The following is a 23,080-nucleotide window of genomic DNA, read 5'->3' on the forward strand; positions in this document are numbered from 1 at the left end:
CTCTGTTATCAACTGTGAGACGCTATCAGTGCCTTTCAGCAGCTTCTCAACATAACGGGTTTGACTATCTGTTAAGTGTTCTAACTCGGCTATAAGCTTTGTAAATTGTGCTGGGATCATGATCAACCCTCAATAACTGTATTCATATACAGTATAGCAACAATTTAGCAGAACATAGCCATACGTTTTATGCCTGTTCATTCGAAAGTTACCGGTATTTCGACTACCTTTTATTCAGACTTGAGACAAAATGATTGCTGGATAAATAGTGAAAGAATACGAGATAGTTATTGTTGATGATGACATCATCACCTTAGCGTTACTGGAGGAAGCGTTAAAGGAATTTAACGTCCTGGTTATGGCCTCACCGGTTGACGCGCTGGAGGCTGTCAGAGAAATGGAAATCCCACCATTACTCATCATACTCGACGTAACAATGCCGCAAATGAGTGGTTTTGAATTGTGTGTCAAACTACGCGAGTTTGTTAGTGAAGAACAGTCAGATATTATCTTCCATACCGCTAGCAGTGAGATGGAAGAGCGCTTAAAAGGGTATGAAATAGGCGCCAGTGACTTTCTGATAAAACCAATAGAAATTCAGGAGTTGCGTAAAAAAGCCAAAACCATCATCAAACGCGGCAAAAAACGCCGTGCAGAACAGGCCAGTACAGAGTCGAATTCGCAACTGATACAGGCGGTGATATCGGACCTCACGGAACAGGGAATTTTAATTCACTACTTCCGGGCTGCGTCGAAAACCAGCAGCATTTCCTCGCTGCTAAATCTTATTGTGAAAACCGCTTCTAATTTCGGTATCAACAGTTCTGTTCAGGCAAAGTATGTTATGAATGATATTGAGTACCGTCAGGCAGTGTCAAATGAAGTCACTATTTCAGCGCTTGAACGAGAGTTACTCGACCGCCTTGAATACTCAGAGCGAATCATGACCAGAGGTAAACGGTTGTTCCTTAATTATCCACCTTTTACACAAATCATTAAGAATATGCCGGATGATCCCGCCCAGGCCGGGCGCTTCAGAGACCATTTGGCAATAATTCTGGAAGCCGCTGCAAGTCAGTATCGGGATATTGTAAAAACTGATGAAGTGAATTTAATGATACAGGAGCTTGAAGTCGTACAAAAAAGAGCAGACTTAGAGAATCAGACGAAAAATCGTCAGGTCCTCGATACACTGACTGAGTTGGTTGATTCTGTCGAAAGTAAAATTTTTGAATACGGCTTGACCGAAGAGCAGGAAAGCGAGCTGTTGCAGTTGTTCCGTAAGAGCACCGATAAAGCCTACGATACGATTGATAATGCAATGACAACTGAGAATCTGCGTTTAATCATGCAGCGATTAAAAGCTTTGCGTGAACTGAGTCAGTCCCAGGACGAAGAGGCAGAGAGTATTGTGGACGTGGAGTTGTTTTAAGTCAGCTTCTGTTTGCGATTAAACTCATAAACTGCTTTTGCTTTGGCCAGATATAGTTTTAGGAGCGTTAGCCAGCAGTCAGGCGGCACGGCAGGTCAATGACATTTTCGTGACAAAAGGGTAAGCTTAGCAAAACTCATTGGACCTGTTTGATTGCCCGTTGCCGTGGCTGACAGGCCATTTGCTAAAGAGAACCGATAACATGAATGCAAAAGTCGTATTAAGTGGTGTGGGTCTGTGGACGCCGCCCTATAAAATTACTAATCAGGAATTGGTTGAAAGCTATAACGCTTGGGCTGAGGCCTACAATCAGAAACATCAGGCGCAAATTGAAGCTGGCGAACTGACTGCCAAACCGTTTTCCAGTGCCGAATTTATTGAAAAGGCTTCCGGTATTAAAAGCCGCTATATCTATCGTAAGGAAGGCGCGCTGGATATTGAACGGATGCGCCCGAAGATCCCGGAACGCGGCGAAGGCGAGTTGTCGAATCAGGCGGAGATTGCCATTGAGGCGGCTAAACTGGCCATGGCCGATGCCAACAAAACTGCTGCCGAGATTGATGCCGTCATTGTTTCCTGTGCATACACACAACGTTCTTACCCGGCGATTGCCATCGAAGTGCAAAACGAACTGGGTATTGATGGTTTTGGTTTTGATATGCTGGTGGCCTGTTCAGCGGCTACCTTTGGCATGCACCGGGCCTGGGAAATGATCGCATCGGGCAATGCCAAATGTGTATTGGTGATTAACCCGGAGCTGGTTTCACCTCAGGTTAACTATACCGATCGCGACAGTCATTTTATTTTTGGAGATGTAGCAACGGCAACCATTCTGGAAACTGCCGAAACGGTTAACACTGATACTGCTTTTGATATCCTCAGTACCAAAGCAAAAACCATGTACTCCAATAATATCCGCTCGAATTTTGGCTATATGAGCCGGGCCAATGATGCGGATCCCTTTGGTCCGGATAAGCTATTTCATCAGGCTGGCCGCCGGGTATTTAAAGAAGTCTGCCCCATGGCGGCTGAACACATTGCCAGCCATCTTGGCCAACATGAGCTAACGCCAAACAAAGTTAATCGCTGGTGGTTACACCAGGCCAACATCAATATGAATACGCTGATTTGCAAAAAGCTGCTGGGCCGGGATGCCAACAGTGAGGAAGCCCCAATTGTTCTGGATGAGTATGCCAACACCGCTTCGGCGGGCTCGATTATCGCTTTCGCCCTGCATCATCAGGATCTTGCCAGTCAGGACGTGGGCGTTATTTGTTCCTTCGGCGCCGGTTATTCCATTGGTAGTCTGGTTGTCCGCAAAAGGTAGCTGGAAGCTACAGGCAGATTGTGATAGAAAATAACCAATAAATAGAGGGGGTTAAACTTCCCCCTCTTTGGCAGTATCAATAAATACTGCGGCCCACCACAACTGCCCCGGGGCAACAGTAGGACAACAAATGATTGCAGATATTGGCTACGGCCTGAATAGTTTTGGTTACCTGGTATTGTTGTTACTGCTGTTTACGGTGCGTAAACCGGGGCTGGCGAAATACATGCTTAGCCTCGCCACACTGGTTACGCTGGTTTGGTCTCTGAGCTTTGTGTCGCTGTTAAGCGGTCCGTTAAGTGTCCTTCATCTGCTCCAGGCTGATACGATTAAGCAGGGCATCTGGCTGCTGTTTATTGCCAGCTGTCTGAAAAATGATTTTGCTAATATCTGGCAGGTGCTGCGCCAGCCGGCCACCTTATTTGCGTTGTTGGTTCCGGCCATAGCACTGTTAAGCCCTTGGTTTATACAGGTGGACATTACCTGGCATTTCCTGATGCAAACCCTGATAGCACTGGAAGTGCTTATTCTGCTCGAAGTGCTTTACCGTCAGGTTGGGCAGGATCAATGGGCGTATAAGCCACTGGCGTTGTATTTAGGCGCGACCAATCTGTTTGAGTTTGTTTTTTATGCTAACTCCACCATGATCGCCAGTGTGGAGCCTGGATTTATTGCCGCCCGAGGGTATATCTACCTGTTAATGTTACCGTTTCTGGTAATTGCGACACGGCGGATAAAGCACTGGGGCGTGAATATTTTTATCTCCCGGGATGTAGTACTGCATAGTTCATTGCTGCTGGTAGCCGGGGTGTATCTCTTTATCATGGCAGCCATGGGCTACATTATCAGCTACCTGGGCTGGAGCTGGGGTTACACAGTGCAAATTATACTGATTGCGCTGTCGCTGGTTATGCTCGCTACGCTGTTTTTATCCAATACATTTCGTACCCGCATTAAAGTATTTATCACCAAGCATTTCTTTGCGAATCAGTTTGATTATCGTGAAGAGTGGGTAAAACTGACTAATGTACTGTCGCAAAACGATCAGTCGTTACCCAGTGTGTACCAGGTGGCACTGGAAGGCGTGATGGGGGCGATCAACTACGACAGTGGCGCACTCGTCAAAAAGCAGGGGCCAGGCTTTCATGTAGTGAGCAGCCATCACTTTATGCCGTTATCCGAGGTGGAGTGGACGCTTAAGCCCTTATGGGATTATTGTGAAAAAACCGGCTGGCTAATCGACCTCGATGAGTATCGCACCAAGCCTTATGTTTATGAGGGGCTGAACCTGTCTAATGAAACGGTCGAAACGACCCGATTGCAACTGGTTATTCCGTTTATTCGCGAAGGCAATATGTGGGGGCTGGCCTTGCTGTGCGCCGTGGATCGGCCAAAAGTGTCGCTCAACTGGGAAGTGCGTGACTACCTAAATGCCGTAACTAACCAAATTGCTAATGTTATTTATCTTCATGAAGCGGCACAATCACTGGCAGAGAATGCACAATTCGCGGCCTTTAATCGTATGGCAGCCTTTGTTTTGCACGATCTCAAGAATGTACTGGCACAGATAGACTTAATCCTGTGTAATGCAGAGCAGCACAAAGGTAACCCTGAATTTATTGAAGATACCTTCGAAACCCTGCATCATACCAAAGCACGGATGGACAGGATGCTGCGCCAGCTTACAGAGAAACAGGTAGAAGAACGGGGCGCCGACGCCACGCATACCTTGTCACTGTTAATTAAGCAGGTGATTGATAAGCGATGTCAGTCTTTATTACCGCTGCCGCAGGTAGTGATTAGAGAAGAAACCGACGTTGTGGTAGATCAGGATAAGTTTGCCAATGTGATGTATCATCTTATTAGCAATGCTCAGCAGGCCTGTGCCGATGACGGTGAAATTGAAGTCATGCTGGTACTGGACGCCGAGCGGCAACACCAACTCGTGTTTATTGAGGATAATGGCACGGGGATGGATGAAGAATTTTTAAAGCATCGCCTGTTCAAGCCCTTCGATACCACTAAAGGTAACGCGGGAATGGGCATCGGCGCATATGATGCAAAAACCTATATGGAATCGATAGGCGGATATTTACAGGTACAAAGCCAGCCAAACATTGGCACTTGCTTTACCCTGGGCTTTCCCATTCAGTAAAACGTCAATATCGAGCAGAATAAAAACGGAAACAGTGTATGAGTGACACCATCCTGGTAGTTGATGACGATTTAGGTATTCAAAAGCAGTTAAAATGGAGTTTAACCGACTTTAATGTGGTTTTCGCCGATGATCGTTCCTCTGCAATTGCGCAGTTACGTCGGTTTGAACCCAAAGTGGTGACTCTCGATTTAGGCTTACCGCCTGATCCGGCCAACGCCTCAGAAGGCCTGAAAACCCTGGAAGAAATTCTGGCTCTGGCGCCCAATACCAAGGTCATTGTGGTAACCGGCAATAACGATAAAGAAAACGCGTTGAAAGCCATCGACTTTGGCGCCTATGACTTTTATCAGAAACCCATCGATTCCGACACGATAAAGCTGCTCATCAATCGCGCCCTGAACCTGGCCAAGCTGGAAGATGAAAACCGGATCCTGGCTAAAACAAGACCGGCCATGGGGCGGATTATCGGCAACAGTGACGCTATCCAGACCGTAATGCGCAAAGCGGAAAAAATTGCCGGTACCGATATCAGCACCTTATTACTGGGCGAAAGTGGCACCGGTAAAGAAGTCTTTGCCCGCACCATTCACGAGCACAGCCCCCGCAAAGACCAGCCTTTTGTGGCCATCAACTGTGCCTCAATCCCGGAAAACCTGCTTGAGAGTGAGTTATTCGGTTACGAAAAAGGGGCCTTCACCGGCGCGAATAAAACCACCGTAGGTAAAATCGAAACGGCACAAGGGGGCACACTGTTTCTCGATGAAATTGGTGATATGCCCATTGGTTTACAGGCTAAGATGTTGCGTTTCCTGCAGGAACGGGTGATTGAGCGGGTTGGCGGCAGAAATGAAATTCCGGTGGATATTCGGGTGATTTGTGCTACCCACAGAGATATTCAGACCATGGTGGGGGAAGAAACCTTCCGTGAGGATTTATTCTATCGTATCGGCGAAATCCCGATTAATATTCCGCCGCTGCGGGAACGTGAGCAGGATATTGTATTACTGGCGCGCACTTTTCTGAATCAATACCGCGAAGAATTTAATGCCAAAGCCAAGAGCTTCAGTGACGGCGCGATAAGAGCCATGCTGGCCCATCGCTGGCCGGGCAACATTCGCGAACTGCAGAACAAACTCAAATCTGCTGTCATCATGGCAGAAGGCACGGTTATTCAGGCCGACGATCTGGGTCTGCTCGAGCCTTCGGAAGATTTTGCAAGTGAAATCCTTAACCTGCGCGAAGTGCGTGAACAGGCTGAAAGTAAAGCGATCCGTAAGGCTTATCAGCGAGCCGACAAGAACATGTCTAAAACGGCGGAGTTACTGGGTGTTACCAGACCAACGCTATATTCATTAATCGATAAGTACCACCTGGAAGATTTGAAAACCGGTGTGTAATACCTGTAGCGGCGGTTGATTTGCGGCGCTGATTAACTGCTTTGTTCAGCCCAGCTAATGGCTGATAAATGGTTAAGAGAGGTTTGTACCCGGGTCGGCGGTAAATCAAATTTTTCTTCCAACCGGGATGTCGGCCGGTCAGCGGCCTCTGATTTCTCGCCGGTTAAACCTATCCAGCAGTCTTTTCCGGACCGCTTTGCCGCATACAGGCATTCATCCAGTAAACCAAAGTAACTGTCCCAGTCGAGGCGTGCAGGTTCGCTGGGGTATAGTGGCAGAACACAAAAACCAATGGAACAGGTAATGTGAAGGCTATGCTGTTGGCTAACATGAAAGTCGTGATCGTGGATCCCCTGGTGTAGTCTGTCTGCGAGGGCTACGGCTTCAAGTCGATTGGTATTGCGGCACACGGCCAGAAATTCTTCACCTCCCCAGCGGATAAGCATGTCTGATGGCCTGAATACTGAGCGCATCACTTTCGCCAAATCGGTTAAAATACGGTCGCCCGCCATATGACCGTAGGTGTCATTAATGTGTTTAAAATTATCAATGTCGAGCAGAAAACAAAGCATGTCTGAGGGGCTGTTGGTCAGTGTGCACTCACGGGATAACAGATACGCCTGCTGGGCGCGATTGATTTCCTGTGGTAACTGGTTATTCAGGTACTGACGGTTGTACAAACCGGTGAGCGGATCCATCAGGCTGGCCCGCTCCAGCGCAATGTAGGCATTTTCCAGCTCGGCATTTTTAGATTCCAGTTCCTGGGTGCGCCTGCGCACTTCACGCTTTAAAAAGCGCGAACGCTGACTGTGGTTAAACCGGCTCCAGATTAAGAACACCAGTAAGGTGACAGCAAACAGCGACGCATAGAGCATCCGTACTTCCAGTTCCTGCTGTTCTGCTTTGGCCAGCTGAATGGCCTGATTTTTATTCAGTAGCTCCAGCGATTGAGCCTGACGCTCAACATCCAGCTGTGATTGGAGGTACAACAGTGCCAGCGAGCGGCGTTGCTCAAGACTTTGCTTCTCGAGCTGTTGCTGGCGCTTAAGAGCATTAAGTGCTGCGGCATAATTTTCGCTTTGTTCATGCATTTGCATTTTTACCGTTTCAAACCGTGCCTGAGTAAGTAACTCACCTCTCTCTATAGCTTGTTGCAAACCCTGGTCGATGTGGTTAGTGAGAGCCTGTTGGTCTTTGCCAAGATAGGCCTGTGCCAGGTTTAAGTGCAGCTCGGTAAGCAGGGTAGTGCAGTTATATTCAGTCGCTTGTTGAAGTTTTGACTCAAGCAGTTGAATGCCGGCTTCCGGCTGATTCTGGCTGAGCAGAATATTACCCAGACTGGAGTCTATTTTGGCCACATCGCATTGTGCTTCTAACTGGTTAAACTGTTCTTTGCTCTGTTCCAGATGGCGCCGGGCATTATCAAAATGCCCCATCTGGATATTTACCTGGCCAAGGTGATAATCGAGCTCTGCTTGCAGGCTTTTTATTTGCAGGGTATCGATCAGTACAGCGGCATCCTGCAGGTACAGCATGGCTTCATCGTTTTTATCGATTTCACTGTATACCCGGGCGATTTGCATCAGAGTAGACGCTGTAGCCTGGTTGTTGTTTTCCTGCCGGAGTAACGGTAATGCTCGCTCTAACTGACTTAAAGCACTCTCAAACTGGCCTAACTGCCGCAGGGAAATACCGACTTCCAGCTGTTGCAAGGCAATGCCGTCGTAGCGGCCCTGCTGATGATAGATGTCTTTGGCGAGGTTAAAGTAACCCAGAGCAGACTGATAGAGCCCCATCACCCGATAGGTTCTGCCAATATCTGTATACAAATCGGCCATACCAAGGGGCTCTCTGGCGCCTTTAAAAAAGTCCAGGGCACGCTGAAACTGCCGCAATGCCAGCGGGTAATTATTCTTAATCAGTGAGATGTGCCCTAAGGCGTGCGCGCCCGTAGCAGAGGCTCGTTGATTTTGTTCTGACTCGGACAGTGCTAATTGTTCGCGGATTTGGCGTTCGGCTTCCTGGGTATCGCCCTGATTTACCAGTTTCTCTACATTGAAGCCGCTGGCATAAAACGCGTGTCCATCCATTGAAACGTGGCGCACAGAGTGCGCGAATCCGGGTACAGAGCAGCACAGCAAAGACAGCAACAGGCCTACACGGTTTAACATCATTACTTTCTACACCGCCCTGTGACGTAAGACGCGTGACTCCATTACTGCGCTGTCATGTCGTATTGATACTAAAGTTTACTCTTTTATTATGGTGTTATTTTGAGGTTCGTTTAAAAAATAATCAATAGCGCGAGCCAGTTTTCTGCCGCTTAATCAAAATTGAGACTGGCGTAGCGCTGGATCCAAAGCCTGATCAGTTTTGATTTTGCTATACCGCTATGCTCTGACAGTTGCTGAAGCTGGTCTATACATTCCGGCGTCAGCGTAAAAGTTGCTCTGCGCATTGGCTCGTGGTGGGAGTCGTTAGCCTGCCGCTCTGTAACAGCGGCAAGGGGCACTACCACACCACTGGCATAATGCAGTGCGTCCTGAATAAATTCCTCTGCACTGACATTTTTAGTTGCAGTTCGACTAGCTCGCGGCGTAGAGCGAGACAGGTTTATCAGACTCATGTTGTTCCCCTTTACGTCGGGCCAGTAACTCTTCAATGATACTGCGAATTTCCACGGCAGCTTTACCATCGGCTTCACTTTCCAGCACCGAACGTCCGGACTCCTCTGAGTCGTCATACATGTTGCGGCTAAAGGTAACGGAATTTAATACTGGTACTTCAAAGGAGCGACACACCTCTTTGGCTTCCAGAATCCTTGACGCCAACGAAGGCAGTGAAGGACACTGAGTAATAACAAAAGCAGCGTTCATGCGCGGGTTGACCATCTTACAGGTCGACAAAATGTCTTCCATGTGCGGTACCGTTTTCAGGTCGCGGCGCTTGGGACGCAATGGAATTAAGATATGGTCGGCAACCGCCATAGACGATCGCAGCGCCAGGTTATCCTGACCACCACAGTCGATAACCACATAGTCGTAGTGCTCTTTAAGGCTTAACAGCTCATTGCGGATCTTGCCGTAAAGCTGGATACAGTTGATGGAAGGCAGCTCTTCGTTGCTGCTTCGCTCCTGGGCCCAGTCTGACGTGGTTCGCTGGGGGTCACAATCCACCATCAGTACACTGGCTTTCTTCTCACAGCGTAAATATACGGCGATGTTCTGTGCAAGACAGCTTTTGCCGCTACCACCTTTTTCGCCACCAACTAAAATCATCATTGTTCAATCCTCATTAAGTAATCGCAATTACGTAATAAAAAAGTGAACTGACTGTCGGTGTCGCTGGCTTGCCGGGGGAAGCAAGCCGACGTCACCTCACAGTGTTCGGTAACCCCGCTATCCTATCTTTCGACGTAGACCGGAGGTTTTGCGTCACACCCTTTCGGCGTGTTTTGCCTTTTTCATGTACTGCGGGATGCTCATATAGCACCCGTTGATTCCTGTTCAAATAATAGAGTATCGGGTTGCTGGCATCCATTCACAGCGGGCATTGAAATTTATATTAAGGGATTAATGCGTATACCCTAGCTGGTAAGGGTAATTCTTATTTGCGTTTAAATATTTTATTTTCAATCGTTAATTGTGATTAGCATGATTGGTATTTACCGCTGGTTCTCTGCACTGTTAGGGTTATACTTATCGAAACTGTTAAGGAGAATGTAATGACACACCCCATTGATAAACCTTCTTATGAAGGAAAGAAAGTACCTGATGTGACCTTTGCCATTCGGGAAGGTGAGCAGTGGATTAATCGTACTACCGACGATATTTTCGCCGGCAAAACCGTAGTGGTTTTCTCCCTGCCAGGTGCTTTTACGCCGACTTGTTCGTCGACTCACCTGCCACGTTATAACGAGTTGGCCGACACATTCAAAGATCACGGTGTAGATGAAATTGTTTGTATTTCAGTGAATGACACCTTTGTTATGAATGCCTGGGCAGCGGACCAGGAATCAGACAATGTGTCGCTGGTACCTGATGGTAACGGTGAATTTACCGATGGCATGGGAATGCTGGTGGACAAAGCTGATTTAGGCTTTGGTAAGCGCAGCTGGCGCTACTCGATGCTGGTAAAAGACGGCGTAGTGGAAAAAATGTTTATTGAGCCGAACAAACCGGGCGACCCGTTTGAGGTCTCAGACGCTGATACCATGCTATCCTACATTGCGCCTAATGCAGTGAAACTGGAGCCGGTTTCCATTATTACCAAACCAGGCTGTCCGTATTGTGCGAAAGCCAAAGCGCTGTTGCAGCATAAAGGCTTTAAATACGAAGAAATCGTCATGGGGCAGGGCGCTACGCTGACGACATTAAAAGCTATCAGCGGCCGTGACACAGTACCCCAGGTATTTATTGGTGGTAAGCATATTGGCGGCAGCGACGATCTGGAAGCTTATTTCGCCGAATAGCGTTATAGTAAACTGATAAAAAACTCGCCAATCGGCGAGTTTTTTTGGTTTAAAGACTTAGTTACAGCTGCGGGGCGTCGAAGTCCTCAGGCTCATCGGTATAAATACACACGTTCCAGTCTTCAGCCAGGCCGTCCTCGGCCTGACAATAAGTAGCAAAGAAATCACTGATTTCCTGACGCTGACAGTGAGCTTCGAAGCTGGCCATATCGGCCCAGATTTCATTAAACGCAATGGGAAAGCTGTTGCCTTCGGCGAACGGACTGGTGATATGGCGGGTAACGATATACTGAATACAGCCATCTTCTCTTAGCGTGTTGGGCTCGAGGCTCTGGAGCACTTTAAACAGCGCTTTTTCTTTGCCGGGTTTGGGTAAAAACTGGGCGCTACAATACACTTTCTTTGACATGAGTAATCCTTAACAGGCGTGGACTTTGTTTTTTTATAGTCTCAGTATGGCGATTCTGGTCCTGAAGTCAAAAGCTTACCTGCAATCTGTTTTTACTGACCTTTTATCGTTATTGCCCTCGTTATCGTCAATGGTTTTTGCCATAGTAGAAAAAACACAACAAATCAGGGGCAAACACTTTGAAACCTTCTTTTCTGACAACATTTACCTGCGCCACCAGTCTGTTGTTCTCGCTGGCAACCAGTGCGGCGCTATCCGGCGATGAGCTGCAGATGGCCGATTATATTGATGGCCGTAAAGAGGCAGCGATGAGCTTGCTGGAAAAAAGCGTCAACATAAATAGCGGCACCATGAACTTTTCCGGCGTCAGAAAGGTGGCAGACCAACTGATGCCGGAATTTGAGGCGCTGGGCTTTGACGTTTGGTTTGAGGATGGAGCCGCATTCAACCGGGCCGGCCATCTGATTGCCAGAATTGAAGGCGGCAAGGGCCCCAAAATGCTGCTGATTGGCCACCTCGATACGGTGTTCGAGCCGGGCAGTCCGTTTCAAACCTTTACCCGGGTGGAAGACAAGCAGATTAAAGGGCCGGGCGTTGCCGATATGAAAGGCGGCAACATTATTATGCTCGAAGCACTGCGAGCACTGCACGCGGCAGGTAAGTTATCATCGATGAATATTATGGTGGTAATGACCGGCGATGAAGAGCTCAGTGGCCGGCCGTTAGCCTTGTCTAAAAAAGCCTTAATCGAAGGTGCCAAATGGGCCGATATTTCACTGGGCTTTGAAAATGGCGACGGTAATCCGGCCACTGCCAATGTGTCACGGCGCGGCTCGGTAGATTGGGTGTTAACGGTTAAAGGCACGCCGGCGCATTCTTCCCAGGTATTTAAACCCACCGTGGGCGCCGGTGCGATCTATGAAGCCTCGCGTATCTTAACCAGCTTTTACGATAAGCTAAGAAGTGAACAGTTACTTACCTTTAACCCCGGCAGAATTATGGGTGGAACGGAATTTTCACACGATAAACTTAACAATAGCGGCAGCACATTCGGTAAAAACAATGTGGTTGCTGAACATGCCATTGTTACCGGTGATATCCGTGCGGTTTCGCAGGAGCAGTTAATTCGGGTTCAGCATAAAATGCAGGCCATCGTAAAACAGAGTCTGCCTAAAACCAGCGCCGTCATTGAGTTTGGGGAGGGCTACCCGCCTTTATCGCCAAAGCCGGGTAATCACGAGTTGTTGGGTATTTACAGCAAAGTCAGTCAGGATCTAGGGCAGGGCAGCGTAACCGCAGTCAATCCGCTTAATGCCGGCGCCGCGGATGTCTCCTTTACCTCAGAGTATGTGGAAATGGCCCTGGATGGTTTGGGCATGAGTGGCTCAGGCGGTCACACCGTACATGAAACGGCGCTGGTCAGTGCCTTGCCTGCGCAGGCGAAACGCGCGGCTATTTTGATGTCACGTCTGAGTGAACGGTAACCCGCTATTGTTTTCCTGCCAATGATTGCAATTCACTGGCAAGGCCGCCATAGTAGGCGCCCTTGCTGCTTTTAATGGAGTCAACCAGTGAAGTCGTTGTTACATCTGGTCTGTCTGACCACTACATTGTGTTTTTCTGCGCTGGCGACAGGGCAATCTCAGTTTGCACTGAATCAGTCGTTTGCCGCTTTATACGAGCAGGAGCTAGGTAGCACGCAAAAGTGTCTGAGTTCTTCGGCGAATCGTTATGCAGTGTGTTCACCGGCGCTGAGAGGCGATGGTAATGCACCATTTATTTTGTTTCAGCAAGCAGACAGCCCCATTATTGTACTCATCCACGGGCTCAGTGACTCCCCCTTTTTCGTGTCAGCGATTGCCGATGAGCTTTATCATTCCGGATATACTGTTATCGCACCGCTATTGCCGGGCCATGGTCTGAAAGACGCTGATGCTGATATGGAAGATGAGCAACTGGCCGAACGCTGGCAGGCGCATCTGGCAGAAGTGGTGGAACTGGCTTTGCAATCCACCGATAAAGTGGTGTTAGGCGGCTTTTCTACCGGCGGCGCGTTGTCGGTGGATTACTACCTGTCTAATCCCGATAATGTGCAGGGCATTCTGTTATTTTCTGGCGCGCTGGCGCTGAATGGTAATGTTGAATCACTGTCGAAGCTGTGGGGCATAAAGACACTGGCCAGGTTACTCGATGGTGATTATCAGACCAGCGGACCCAATCCACAAAAGTATCCCAAAGTCGCCAGCTTCGCTGGCCTTGAGTTAATGGAGCTTATTCGCAGTATCCGCGAACGCCTTGAGGAAGGCGCCCGGGTGGAGGTACCGGTTTTCGTGGCACACTCTCAGGCCGACCAGGCCACGCCCATCGAAGGCGTACAAAACCTGCTGACGTATGTGGATGCGGATAACACCTTTTATGTCATCGACGAAGAGTATCAGTTATGCCATGCCGATCTGGTGGTTAACCGTCTGCTGCTGGAGAAAATGGACTTTGATAAAAGTCGCGCCGATTTAAGCGAAACCTGCGCGATCCCTCAGGTTAACCCGCAGTTTTTTCCTATGGCGAGAGCCCTGCGCGGATTTGTTGAGTTTGCCCTGCCGAAATGACAGGGCTTAACCCACACTACGTTATTTACACTGGCAGGGCTAGCGGAGTTTAGCCCGCTGGATCAGGAAAAAGCCCGCCGGCACCACCAGTAAAGAGAGCACCAGCGCACTGGCCATGCCGCCCACCATGGGGGCAGCAATCCGACTCATTACCTCTGAGCCCGTGCCGGTACCACTTATGACCGGCAATAAACCTATCATTACCGTTAGTACAGTCATCAATACCGGACGCACGCGTTTAAGCGCGCCTTCCTCAACTGCCTCACGCAGGCGGGCACTGATATCCACGTTAGCGGAAGGGGGTATATCAGCGCAGGTGCTGTTAAGGTAAATCACCATGATGACACCTATTTCAACGGCTACCCCGGCCAGTGCAATAAAACCAACGCCAACCGCAACAGAAAGGTGGTAATCCAGCGCATAGAGCAACCAGATCCCGCCGATCAGTGCCATGGGCAGAGTACCGAGTACCAGTACTACATCGCTGAGACGGCGAAAACTCATAAACAGTAAGATCACTATCACTGCCAGCGTCATTGGCACAACAAAGGTTAGCTTTTGCATGGCCCGTTCAAGGTACTCATACTGACCAGCCCACTGTAACGTGTAGCCAGTGGGAAGGTTAAGCGCTTTGTCCAGAACGCCTTTGGCCTGTTTAACGTAACTTTCAATATCAATACCGGATACATCAATAAACGCATAGCCTGTGAGTCGGGCATTTTCGCTCTTAAGGGCAGGCGGGCCTTCGGCAATGCGTATATGCGTGATATCTCCCAGCGTGATGCGCTCCCCGCCAGGTGTAAGTACAGGTAAGCCTGCCAGCGCTTCCGGACTGTTCCGGTATTGCTGGGGGGAACGTAAATTAACCGAATAGCGGGCAATATCCTCCACCGTTGTGGTAATGGTTTTACCGCCTACGGCCGTGCTGATGAGTTGCTGCACCTGGGCTATTGTCAGTCCATACCGGCTGATAGCAAGACGGTCGATATCAATATCAATATACCGGGCGCCGGCAACCCGCTCGGCGTAGACCGATTCGGTGCCCTCAAGGTCGCCCAGCAATTTTTCAATATCGGTGCCAATGGCTTCGATTTGCTTCACATCCGGGCCAGAGATTTTAATGCCCAGCGGCGTTTTAATACCGGTGGCCAGCATGTCAATGCGGGTTTGGATCGGCATCACCCAGGCGTTAGTCAGGCCGGGGAAAGCAACAATGCTATTGAGCTCATCGCGTAAATCCTGACTGGTCAGCCCCTCGCGCCACTGCGATTTGGGTTTAAGCTGAATAAAGGTTTCAATCATCGTCAGCGGTGCAGGGTCAGTAGCGGTCTCAGCCCGGCCGACTTTACCCAATACGGTTTTAACCTCCGGCAGGGTGCGGATCAGTTTGTCGGTTTGTTGCAGGATCTCCCTGGCCTCAGCAATGGATACGCCGGCATAGGTGGTGGGCATATACATCAGGTCGCCTTCGTCGAGCGGCGGCATAAATTCGCTGCCCAGCTTCGATAGCGGGTAGAAACCGGCAAGTGTGATCAGCATCGCCATTAATAAAGTCACTTTAGGGAAGCGCAGCACGACTCTCAATGCCGGCTTGTAGGCTGCCTGAGCAATGCGATTAACCGGGTTTCGTTCCTCTGGCGCAATGTTACCGCGGATCAGGTAACCCATAAGTACCGGGATCAGCGTAATGGCCAGGCCCGCCGCCGCGGCCATGGCAAACGTTTTGGTGTAAGCCAGGGGCGCAAACATTCGCCCTTCCTGAGCTTCCAGAATAAATACCGGCAAGAAGCTCACTGTGATAATCAGCAAACTGAAAAACAGTGCCGGGCCCACTTCGGTGGCGGCTTTACTCACCAACTCCCAGCGATTAGCGTCTGGCGGCGCCTTTTCCAGATGTTTGTGAAAATTTTCAATCATCACTATGGCGCCATCGGTCATTGCGCCAATGGCAATGGCAATACCGCCCAGCGACATAATGTTGGCATTGATACCCTGCCAGTGCATCAGCAAAAAAGCGCCCAGTATGCCCAGCGGCAGTGTCACCAGAGCCACCAGCGCGCTGCGTAAATGCAGTAAAAACAGGCCGCAGATAAGCGCCACTATCAGTAGTTCTTCAAGCAGTTTATCCCACAGGTTATCGATGGCACTGGCAATCAGGTTGGACCGGTCATAAACCGTGGTGATCTCTACGCCCTCGGGCAGGCCGGCCTGCAAGTCCTGCAGTTTTGCCTTAACCCCATCAATAGTTTGCTGAGCGTTTTCGTTATAGCGCATAACGATAATGCCGCCCACAGTTTCGCCTTCGCCATTCAGTTCGGCGATGCCGCGCCGCGGCGCTGGCCCCTCTTTAACATCGGCCACATCGGCCAGTGTTACCGGTGTGCCGGAGGTTGATAAGGCCAGGGTGATTTGCCTGATATCGTCCAGAGTTTCAATATAGCCATTGACCGTGACCATATATTCTGCTTCGGCCATCTCAATCACCGAGGCGCCTACCTCCTGGTTGTTCTGACTCACAGCCTGTTCCAGCTGGGCCATCGTCAGGTTATAGGCGTCCAGTTTGTAAGGGTCGGCGACGATCTGATACTGCTTTTTCATACCACCTACCGTGGCGACTTCCGACACCCCGGGCACCGATTGCAGGGCAAACTTCAGGTACCAGTCCTGCAGGCTGGTGAGTTCATCGATATCATGCTGTCCGCTCGGATCGCTTAACGCGTACATATACACCCAGCCCACGCCGGTCGCATCCGGGCCGAGCCTGGGCTTTGCCGAGGCTGGCAGGGTAGGCGCTACCTGGGAAAGGTATTCCAGTACCCGGGAGCGGGCCCAGTACATGTCGGTGTCATCATCAAACAGGATGTACACATAGGAGTCACCAAAGAAAGAAAACCCGCGAACAGTATGTGCGCCCGGTACCGACAACATGGCTGACGTGAGCGGGTAGGTGACCTGCTGCTCTACCACAGAGGGCGCTTGCCCGGGGTAGTTGGTTTGAATGATCACCTGCACATCGGATAAGTCCGGAATGGCATCCACCGGGGTTTGTTTCACCGACCAGATGCCTGCCGCGGTGAGCATCAGTGCTGCCAGCAACACCAGTACGCGATTGTTAAGCGACCAGTTAATGATGATTGCTATCATGACTGGCTCCTGCTATTGACCGGCATGGTCCATGTCATGCGACATGGCCATGGCAGGTTCAATATGGGTGATAACAAACTCGCCGTCTCTGATTTCAAACGTAAAGCGGATTGCCTGCTATGGCTGCCAGTCTGTCGTATCAATATGACTGCTGAGGGTAAAGTCCATGGTGGCAGGCCCGCGTCCCCACTTTTCAATGGCGCCGCGGGAGATATTCATGGCGTGGTTTTGCTCATCAATACTGTTAATCGTGCCATCAACGGTAGCCGAGGGAACACTCGATTCAATGCTGCCGGTATCAATGGCAATAATCTCTACCATGCCATCGGTATTACGATTCAGCTCGGCATCAAGGCGAATACCACTGTTGAGCTCAGCCTGGCTGACCTGTTCACCAATGGCGAAGTCCATGGTCATGGCTGGCCAGTCCCAGGCTGCTACCGGCCCGTGGCTGGCGGTCACGGTGCCTGCCTCGCTATCAATAGCATCGATAGTTAAGGTTACCCATTGAGTGTCATTACTCTGGCTATCCTCCTCGCCCGAGAGCCTCGACAGGTCGGCATCTACGGCACTTTCTGAATCAATCAGGAATAAGCCGTTCATCACCACTTCATCTCCTTCTTCAAGGCCTGCTGTGATTTCGGCATAGTCTGCAGTGATGCGACCCACCGCCACGGCCGTTGAACGGAATTCACCGTTGCCCAGTGCCAGCACCACACGGTCGTTGGCGGCAGTTCTGATAAGTGCTGAGCGGGGAATACTCAGGCTTTCGTTACGCGGTGTATCGAATGATACGGTGGCAAACATATTGGGTTTTAACCGGCCGTCAGGATTATCCAGCACCAGACGCACTTTCAGCGTGCGGCTCTGGCTGTCGAGCTCCGGGTAAATAAAGTCTACCCGGGCTGTAAACGTCTCCCCCGGCAATGCCGGTAGCGTTACGTTCAGCTCTTGCTCCGTACTGAGCATGTCGGCATAGCGCTGGGGAATGCTGGCGGTGATCCACACCGTCTGCAGACTGGCGATAGCCAGCATGGTGGTGCCTGGCGTAACATAAAAGCCAGGTCGGATATTAAGGTTAGTGACGTAGCCGTTCTGTGGCACCTCAAAGGCGATTTGCTGTTGTACGTTACCGGTTTTATCCAGACTCTGAATAACCTTAGGTGGTAATTGCAGGGCAGTCAGTCTGTCTCTGGCAGCGTTGATCAGTGAGCGATTGTTGCGACTGCGGGCCAGCAAATATTCCTCCTGGGCATTTACCAGCTCAGGTGAATACAGGGTGTATAAGGTGTCGCCCTGGTTGACCGGCTGACCATCAGTGGTGACGGTAAGGCGTTCTACCCAACCACTCACCCGCGGATGGACGTGAATGATTCTGTCTTCGGCGACTTCTATAATACCGCTGGCAGCAACTGCTTCAGATAGAGAGCGAGTTTGGGCTTTGGCGGTGGTCACCCCCAGGCTCTGAACAATTTGCGGGGAAATACTCACCGTTCCCGGTGTGGTGCTTGCTTCACCGGCATAAACGGGTACCAAATCCATGCCCATAGGCGATTTACCGGGCTTATCCCGGCGGTAACTGCTGTCCATTGGCGCTACCCAGTAAAGAATGTCCTTTTCCCCTTCGTTTTGAGCGGTGGCGCTATTCTTACCCTGTGGGGGCGTTAGCCGGTAATAACGCGTAGCCAATACCCACCCCGGCTATGAGGGCAATAACAGGAACAATAAAACGGTTCATAGAAAACTCCCTCAAAGCGGTGATATGGGATTAAGAAAATAGTCAAGCCGGGTCATCAGCGCGGCCATGTCACCCTGCAGATTGAGTAATTTCATCTGGTCATCAATCAGCGCCAGGTGGCTCTGCATCACATCTGAAAAGTTGCCGCTGGCGGTGGTGTAGGCGTTAAGCGCAGCGTCGTAATGCTGTTGACGCAGCGGTAATAACGTTTGTTCATAACGGTTAATGCGCGACTGCAGAGCAGGGTAGCGGGCATAGAGCTGATTCACCTCACTGAGTTGTTGTTGGATCACCAGGCGTTTTTCGGTTTCCAGGCTCTCTGTTTCGGCCACGGTGGCTGCCATAGCGGCTTGTTTTACCTTGCGGGAAAATAGCGGTACATCAACACTCATTCCGACCGACACAAAGTCAGCCCGGGAAGTGTTGTTAGTCGCATCCTGGCGATAGGCATAGCTGGCATTAAATTCCCACTGCGGGTCGAAACTGGTTTCTACCTGCTGCTGTTTTATCTTCTGCACATTAATCACGGCATTACGACTGATAACCTGCGGGTGTTGCTGTAAACGTTCCAATAGCGCCGAAGTGTTGGCAGGCAAAAGTGATTGGCCGATAAGGCTGGTTAACCAACGCTGATCGGCCTGATTCGGGGTGATGTTGGTTAGCGTGGCCTGTTGCATTGGGGTCAGCCAGTTAGATAAACCGGCAATAGCGGTTTGCTGCTCAGAAGTCAGCGATTCCAGACGGTCTTCCAGTGCCGTGTGCAGCACTTCCATACTCAGCACATCATACTGACTGGCACCTGAAGAGCTGGCGTAGTTATTTTCAACGGCAATGGTCAGTTGGTCCAGTAGTTGTAACTGTTCGGTAACCAGTTCCTTACTGTTGTGCAGAATAATAATATCAATCCATGCCAGTGTGATAGCCAGGGTAACTTCAGCTTTACGCAGGTCGCGTCGGGCCGGGTGTTCGGCTGCTTTGGCCGCCAGCGCATCCCGCTGCAGGGCGACGGAGTCGCCGCGGGGCAGCATTTGGCTGACGCCCATTTTGAGCTGGGTCATGGCCTGTTCATTAAGCGCGAATCCGTCGGTGGGGACATTGAGCATACCCACTGAGATCCGTGGGTCGGGCATGGATTGCACTGCATTGCCCTGAGTTGTCAGAGCATGCTCGCTCTGTCGGCTGCGTGCCAGGGCATAATCCTCACTTAACGCTTGCGACAGTAACTGCGGTAATTGTGGCTGTTGGGCTTGCTGCGCTGTGGCTACAAACTGCCAGCAACTGAGTAAAATGCCTGCTGACACGACATATAAAGGAGGAAGTTTCATACTTGCCTCAATGGTTAACCTTAAAAAATGCGGGTACAGACACCCGGTCACAATGTCTCAGACATTGCACTTAAAAGAGGTTTGGTTAACTCAGGCGTATTGGAGGACGAAACAGCGAGGTTGGGAATCCGGAAAACGCCACTACCGGTTTACCGACGATTTGGCTGGCAGCGGTTTTAACAATAAAGGGGGCTGCTATTCCGGCCAGATAACTGACTAAATGGGAACTGGCATGCTCGCACTGGCAGCCATTTTTATCACAGGGCGAAGCTTGCTTGGCACAGTTATGCTCGGCATTGTTCTGGCAACAATCTGCTTTTGAAGCGCCGTCTGCCTGTGCAGCGTGCAGAGCATGAACCATTTCATTGTCCGGTTGATGCATCATGCAATCAGTGTTTTCTGCCTGCATGGTGTGCACTACCTGTATTTCTGCCATACGTACGCTTTACGCCTGACCTGAGGTCGGCAGAATAATCAGCATGCTTAGCAGAAAGTAACAAAGTAGTCGTTGCACTGAATAATCCGGTAACTGTACTAACGTGAGTATACGATAATCATATCAGACAGGGAAATACTGATTTTGCTTTCACCGGGTAAACCCATTTACTGCTGATTTAACCCGGTGAAATAGCGTTATGTGCCGGGCTAATGCGTGCTAGCGTAGGCTTCTACCTCAGTCCATACGCGCAGCAGATTTTCGCCTAACAGCTTGGCAATGTCAGTTTCGGAGTAACCTCGATCCAGTAAGCCCTGTACCAGTGACGGGTAAGAGGACACATCCTTCAGGCCAATCGGCAGTGAGTCGCCAACGCCATCGTAGTCAGAGCCGATTCCCACATGATCAATGCCAATAAGACCCACTACATGGTCAATGTGGTCGAGTACATCGGCTAAAGTTGAGTAAGGGTAAGGGTTTTCCTTACTGTAATTATCAGCAAAATTCGCAACTTCTTCACTGTCTGCGCCAAATTCTTTGATCAGGGCATTGCGTTGTTTCGTGCGATTATCACTCCACATGCGCGCTTCTTTAGTCACAAAACCGGAGCCAAAGTTAATCATTACCACACCGCCGTTCTCGCCCAGCTTCACCAACATATCGTCGGTCATATTGCGTTCAAAGCCCGGTGTGAAGGTACGTAATGAAGAGTGGGAGGCAATCACCGGGGCCTTGCTGATGTCGATAGCCTGGTAAAAAGCGTCATCTGATACGTGGGAGATATCCACCATCACGCCGATGTTGTTCATTGCAGTGACCAGCTCTTTACCAAAAGGGCTCAGGCCGTGCCACTTGCGGCGAATGTCGTAGGACGAGTCGCTGATATGGTTAGCCCTGGAGTGTGCCAGCGTGATATAGCGAATGCCGCGCTGCTGAAAAATTTCGAGGTTTTTCAGGTCGCCCTGGATTGGCGAGCCATTTTCCATCCCCATAGGGAGGGAAATTAACCCTTTAGCAAATTGTTCGCGCACGTCTTGCGGGCTCATGGCAATGGCAAACTTATCCGGGGCACGAGCTGTGATGGCCTCAACGTTGTCGATGAGCATATGGGCAAGCTGAGTGGACTCATCTGAGTCGTCGAGACTGGCGGGCACGTAAATCGACATAAATGGCGCATTCAGGCCACCGCTAACGGCACGCGGATAATCGAAATCGCCGCCTTCGGTGGCTTTGGTGACATCCACCCATTTGTTATGTACCCGGTACGGTACATCAATGTGGCCATCCACAATAATATAACGTTGAGCAATATCCTGCGCCGTGGATAAGCCTTTGGGCGGTTGACCGGGGGCAGACGTCGACTGGCAGCCGGTTAATAACGCGAGTGCAGTAACAGTACCCAGCAAGAAAGCGTGCTTCATGGTGTAAATCCCTGTAAGTGACGTTAGATGGTATTTTTTTATAAACCTACCATGATTTTTCGATTTACTCACCTGGTGGTTTATTCAAAAAGGTGTTTGTTTGCTTTAATATTTTATTCATCTTGCGAGGTTACCCTCTTATCAGGGCAACCGCATACTTTTACCCAAAAATAAGCTCTGCTCTGAATTCATCGGCCCAGCCAGCCATTTTGAGTTTGCTTCTCATGCTGGCTTTCTTGGGGTGTAAACGAGCCATATTCAAACAAAACCGCCTAATCACTCCGACATTTTCCGCTCCGTCCTCTTTGCGTATTCGGCTATCATCTTCTTTGAACGTCACGTCTAACACCCAGTGGACTTTATTTTCGACTTCCCAGTGTGCTCGGATAGCCTGGTTGACCGCAACGGGGTCAATATCCAGTGAACTGATGTAATATTGCGTTTCAGTGCTCACCTCTTTGTCTTTAAGGTGGCGCTCTCGTTCTATTTTGATAACACTGCGTATACCTTTCCAGTGCTGTGCTTCACTTATCCACTCACTGACTCTTAGTTGCTGGCACCGGCGTACTTCAATTCGTCCATGGCCAGAATCAGTCTGTTCATTACAGGCAATCCAAGCGGGATTATCCCTCTCTACCTTATGGAAATAGGCGGCAATTTCATCGCGTAGTTGTTTGTGGTTATTTTTGATGCAGAGCACATAATCTGCGTTCTCCGAGCTGATTTTCTCGACTATCTTTTTCTGAGAGTTCATGGCATCTGCACTGATAAGAGCGCCTTTAATATTAAGCGTGTCGAGTAGGTCCAATACCGAAGCATTCTCATTTTTCTTGCCCGATGACTTCAGTTGCGCAAGCACTAAACCTGCATCTTTGCTCCAGGCGGTAATGCTATGTAATGCCGTTTGCTTATCGCCATCGTAGGAATGACGAAGTGTCTTACCGTCGATGGCAATTTGAGGCTTACCCGTTTCAACACGCACTTCATTCACCCAATTCATAAAGGCTTTATTTAATTGTTCAGGGCATATTACTCGGACAATTCGGGCAATGGTATCGTCAACAGGAATGCCGTTTTCAAAGGGACGGTATTGGCGCAACCAATCAAGTTTATCTCGACCAAACACTTCTATATCGCTCCAACCCTCTGCTCCAGAAAGGACTGCACTCACAGTCAGAAATATCACATCAATAAAGTCATGTTGAACATTAATTTG

Annotated in this window: 17 protein-coding genes, 1 pseudogene and 1 riboswitch; of the genes and pseudogenes, 7 read left to right on the top strand and 11 right to left on the bottom strand. The window is 49.8% G+C overall.

Going from position 1 to position 23,080, the window contains the following annotated elements:
• A pseudogene (locus C6Y40_RS03405) lies at positions 1 to 120 on the bottom strand (IS1595 family transposase); the annotation flags it as partial.
• Positions 121 to 268: 148 nt separating this feature from the next.
• Here C6Y40_RS03405 and C6Y40_RS03410 point away from each other — a divergent pair.
• The 4 genes from C6Y40_RS03410 to prsR all read left to right on the top strand — a co-directional run bounded on the left by C6Y40_RS03410 (position 269) and on the right by prsR (position 6,314).
• Positions 269 to 1,432: a response regulator gene (locus C6Y40_RS03410; RefSeq protein WP_164464713.1), complete on the top strand. Its 1,164-nt coding sequence runs from the start codon at positions 269 to 271 to the stop codon at positions 1,430 to 1,432.
• 202 nt (positions 1,433 to 1,634) lie between these two features.
• A complete protein-coding gene (locus C6Y40_RS03415) occupies positions 1,635 to 2,759 on the top strand; it encodes a beta-ketoacyl-ACP synthase III (RefSeq protein ID WP_105933349.1) in 1,125 nt (374 codons plus the stop codon).
• A gap of 130 nt (positions 2,760 to 2,889) precedes the next feature.
• Entirely contained in the window at positions 2,890 to 4,914 is a 2,025-nt protein-coding gene (prsK, locus tag C6Y40_RS03420) for an XrtA/PEP-CTERM system histidine kinase PrsK (RefSeq protein WP_105933350.1), read from the top strand.
• 38 nt (positions 4,915 to 4,952) lie between these two features.
• Positions 4,953 to 6,314 carry a PEP-CTERM-box response regulator transcription factor gene (gene prsR, locus C6Y40_RS03425; RefSeq protein ID WP_105933351.1) on the top strand — a complete coding sequence of 454 codons (1,362 nt, stop codon included), beginning with the start codon at positions 4,953 to 4,955 and terminating at the stop codon, positions 6,312 to 6,314.
• Positions 6,315 to 6,346: 32 nt separating this feature from the next.
• Here prsR and C6Y40_RS03430 read toward each other — a convergent pair whose 3' ends face one another.
• From C6Y40_RS03430 to C6Y40_RS03440, 3 genes are all read right to left on the bottom strand, one after another.
• The gene (locus C6Y40_RS03430; protein WP_105933352.1) at positions 6,347 to 8,488 is read right to left on the bottom strand and encodes a tetratricopeptide repeat-containing diguanylate cyclase; all 2,142 of its coding nucleotides are present in this window, start codon (positions 8,486 to 8,488) and stop codon (positions 6,347 to 6,349) included.
• A gap of 149 nt (positions 8,489 to 8,637) precedes the next feature.
• Positions 8,638 to 8,940 carry a ribbon-helix-helix domain-containing protein gene (locus C6Y40_RS03435; protein WP_105933353.1) on the bottom strand — a complete coding sequence of 101 codons (303 nt, stop codon included), beginning with the start codon at positions 8,938 to 8,940 and terminating at the stop codon, positions 8,638 to 8,640.
• The gene (locus C6Y40_RS03440) at positions 8,900 to 9,595 is read right to left on the bottom strand and encodes an AAA family ATPase (RefSeq protein WP_105933354.1); all 696 of its coding nucleotides are present in this window, start codon (positions 9,593 to 9,595) and stop codon (positions 8,900 to 8,902) included. The genes C6Y40_RS03435 and C6Y40_RS03440 overlap by 41 nt, the downstream gene beginning before the upstream one ends.
• Positions 9,596 to 9,699: 104 nt before the next feature.
• Positions 9,700 to 9,783: riboswitch (cyclic di-GMP riboswitch) on the bottom strand.
• A 255-nt stretch (positions 9,784 to 10,038) separates the two neighbouring features.
• On the opposite strand from C6Y40_RS03440, the gene C6Y40_RS03445 reads away from it, so the two are divergent.
• Positions 10,039 to 10,785, top strand: a complete 747-nt coding sequence (locus C6Y40_RS03445) for a glutathione peroxidase (protein WP_105933355.1) — start codon at positions 10,039 to 10,041, stop codon at positions 10,783 to 10,785.
• A gap of 61 nt (positions 10,786 to 10,846) precedes the next feature.
• On the opposite strand, the gene C6Y40_RS03450 is transcribed toward C6Y40_RS03445, so the two are convergent.
• Complete coding sequence (locus C6Y40_RS03450) at positions 10,847 to 11,194, bottom strand: putative quinol monooxygenase (RefSeq protein ID WP_105933356.1); 348 nt, start codon at positions 11,192 to 11,194, stop codon at positions 10,847 to 10,849.
• Between the two features lie 179 nt (positions 11,195 to 11,373).
• On the opposite strand from C6Y40_RS03450, the gene C6Y40_RS03455 reads away from it, so the two are divergent.
• Together C6Y40_RS03455 and C6Y40_RS03460 are read left to right on the top strand one after the other, a co-directional pair.
• Entirely contained in the window at positions 11,374 to 12,678 is a 1,305-nt protein-coding gene (locus C6Y40_RS03455; RefSeq protein ID WP_240621834.1) for a M20/M25/M40 family metallo-hydrolase, read from the top strand.
• Positions 12,679 to 12,765: 87 nt separating this feature from the next.
• Positions 12,766 to 13,800, top strand: a complete 1,035-nt coding sequence (locus C6Y40_RS03460) for an alpha/beta hydrolase (protein WP_105933357.1) — start codon at positions 12,766 to 12,768, stop codon at positions 13,798 to 13,800.
• Positions 13,801 to 13,839: 39 nt separating this feature from the next.
• On the opposite strand, the gene C6Y40_RS03465 is transcribed toward C6Y40_RS03460, so the two are convergent.
• The 6 genes from C6Y40_RS03465 to C6Y40_RS03490 all read right to left on the bottom strand — a co-directional run bounded on the left by C6Y40_RS03465 (position 13,840) and on the right by C6Y40_RS03490 (position 23,077).
• On the bottom strand, positions 13,840 to 16,944 hold the full coding sequence (locus tag C6Y40_RS03465) for an efflux RND transporter permease subunit (RefSeq protein WP_105933358.1): 3,105 nt from the start codon (positions 16,942 to 16,944) through the stop codon (positions 13,840 to 13,842).
• Positions 16,945 to 17,061: 117 nt separating this feature from the next.
• Positions 17,062 to 18,633, bottom strand: coding sequence for an efflux RND transporter periplasmic adaptor subunit (locus tag C6Y40_RS03470; protein ID WP_146129484.1), 1,572 nt, complete (start codon positions 18,631 to 18,633; stop codon positions 17,062 to 17,064).
• 60 nt (positions 18,634 to 18,693) lie between these two features.
• Positions 18,694 to 20,007: a TolC family protein gene (locus C6Y40_RS03475; protein WP_105933360.1), complete on the bottom strand. Its 1,314-nt coding sequence runs from the start codon at positions 20,005 to 20,007 to the stop codon at positions 18,694 to 18,696.
• Between the two features lie 85 nt (positions 20,008 to 20,092).
• The gene (locus C6Y40_RS03480; RefSeq protein WP_105933361.1) at positions 20,093 to 20,443 is read right to left on the bottom strand and encodes a hypothetical protein; all 351 of its coding nucleotides are present in this window, start codon (positions 20,441 to 20,443) and stop codon (positions 20,093 to 20,095) included.
• A gap of 209 nt (positions 20,444 to 20,652) precedes the next feature.
• The gene (locus C6Y40_RS03485) at positions 20,653 to 21,864 is read right to left on the bottom strand and encodes a dipeptidase (RefSeq protein WP_105933362.1); all 1,212 of its coding nucleotides are present in this window, start codon (positions 21,862 to 21,864) and stop codon (positions 20,653 to 20,655) included.
• Positions 21,865 to 22,024: 160 nt separating this feature from the next.
• Entirely contained in the window at positions 22,025 to 23,077 is a 1,053-nt protein-coding gene (locus C6Y40_RS03490; protein ID WP_105933364.1) for an ISAs1 family transposase, read from the bottom strand.
• Positions 23,078 to 23,080: the final 3 nt, after the last annotated feature.

Source organism: Marisediminitalea alba (assembly GCF_002993365.1).
Taxonomy (GTDB): Bacteria; Pseudomonadota; Gammaproteobacteria; order Enterobacterales; family Alteromonadaceae; genus Alteromonas; species Alteromonas alba.

Excerpts from the sequence above, each read along its gene's own strand:
- C6Y40_RS03415 (WP_105933349.1), top strand. The coding sequence starts at position 1,635 with ATGAATGCAAAAGTCGTATTAAGTGGTGTGGGTCTGTGGACGCCGCCC.
- prsK (WP_105933350.1), top strand. The coding sequence starts at position 2,890 with ATGATTGCAGATATTGGCTACGGCCTGAATAGTTTTGGTTACCTGGTA.
- prsR (WP_105933351.1), top strand. The coding sequence starts at position 4,953 with ATGAGTGACACCATCCTGGTAGTTGATGACGATTTAGGTATTCAAAAG.
- C6Y40_RS03430 (WP_105933352.1), bottom strand. The coding sequence starts at position 8,488 with ATGATGTTAAACCGTGTAGGCCTGTTGCTGTCTTTGCTGTGCTGCTCT.
- C6Y40_RS03435 (WP_105933353.1), bottom strand. The coding sequence starts at position 8,940 with ATGAGTCTGATAAACCTGTCTCGCTCTACGCCGCGAGCTAGTCGAACT.
- C6Y40_RS03440 (WP_105933354.1), bottom strand. The coding sequence starts at position 9,595 with ATGATGATTTTAGTTGGTGGCGAAAAAGGTGGTAGCGGCAAAAGCTGT.
- C6Y40_RS03445 (WP_105933355.1), top strand. The coding sequence starts at position 10,039 with ATGACACACCCCATTGATAAACCTTCTTATGAAGGAAAGAAAGTACCT.
- C6Y40_RS03450 (WP_105933356.1), bottom strand. The coding sequence starts at position 11,194 with ATGTCAAAGAAAGTGTATTGTAGCGCCCAGTTTTTACCCAAACCCGGC.
- C6Y40_RS03465 (WP_105933358.1), bottom strand. The coding sequence starts at position 16,944 with ATGATAGCAATCATCATTAACTGGTCGCTTAACAATCGCGTACTGGTG.
- C6Y40_RS03475 (WP_105933360.1), bottom strand. The coding sequence starts at position 20,007 with ATGAAACTTCCTCCTTTATATGTCGTGTCAGCAGGCATTTTACTCAGT.
- C6Y40_RS03480 (WP_105933361.1), bottom strand. The coding sequence starts at position 20,443 with ATGGCAGAAATACAGGTAGTGCACACCATGCAGGCAGAAAACACTGAT.
- C6Y40_RS03485 (WP_105933362.1), bottom strand. The coding sequence starts at position 21,864 with ATGAAGCACGCTTTCTTGCTGGGTACTGTTACTGCACTCGCGTTATTA.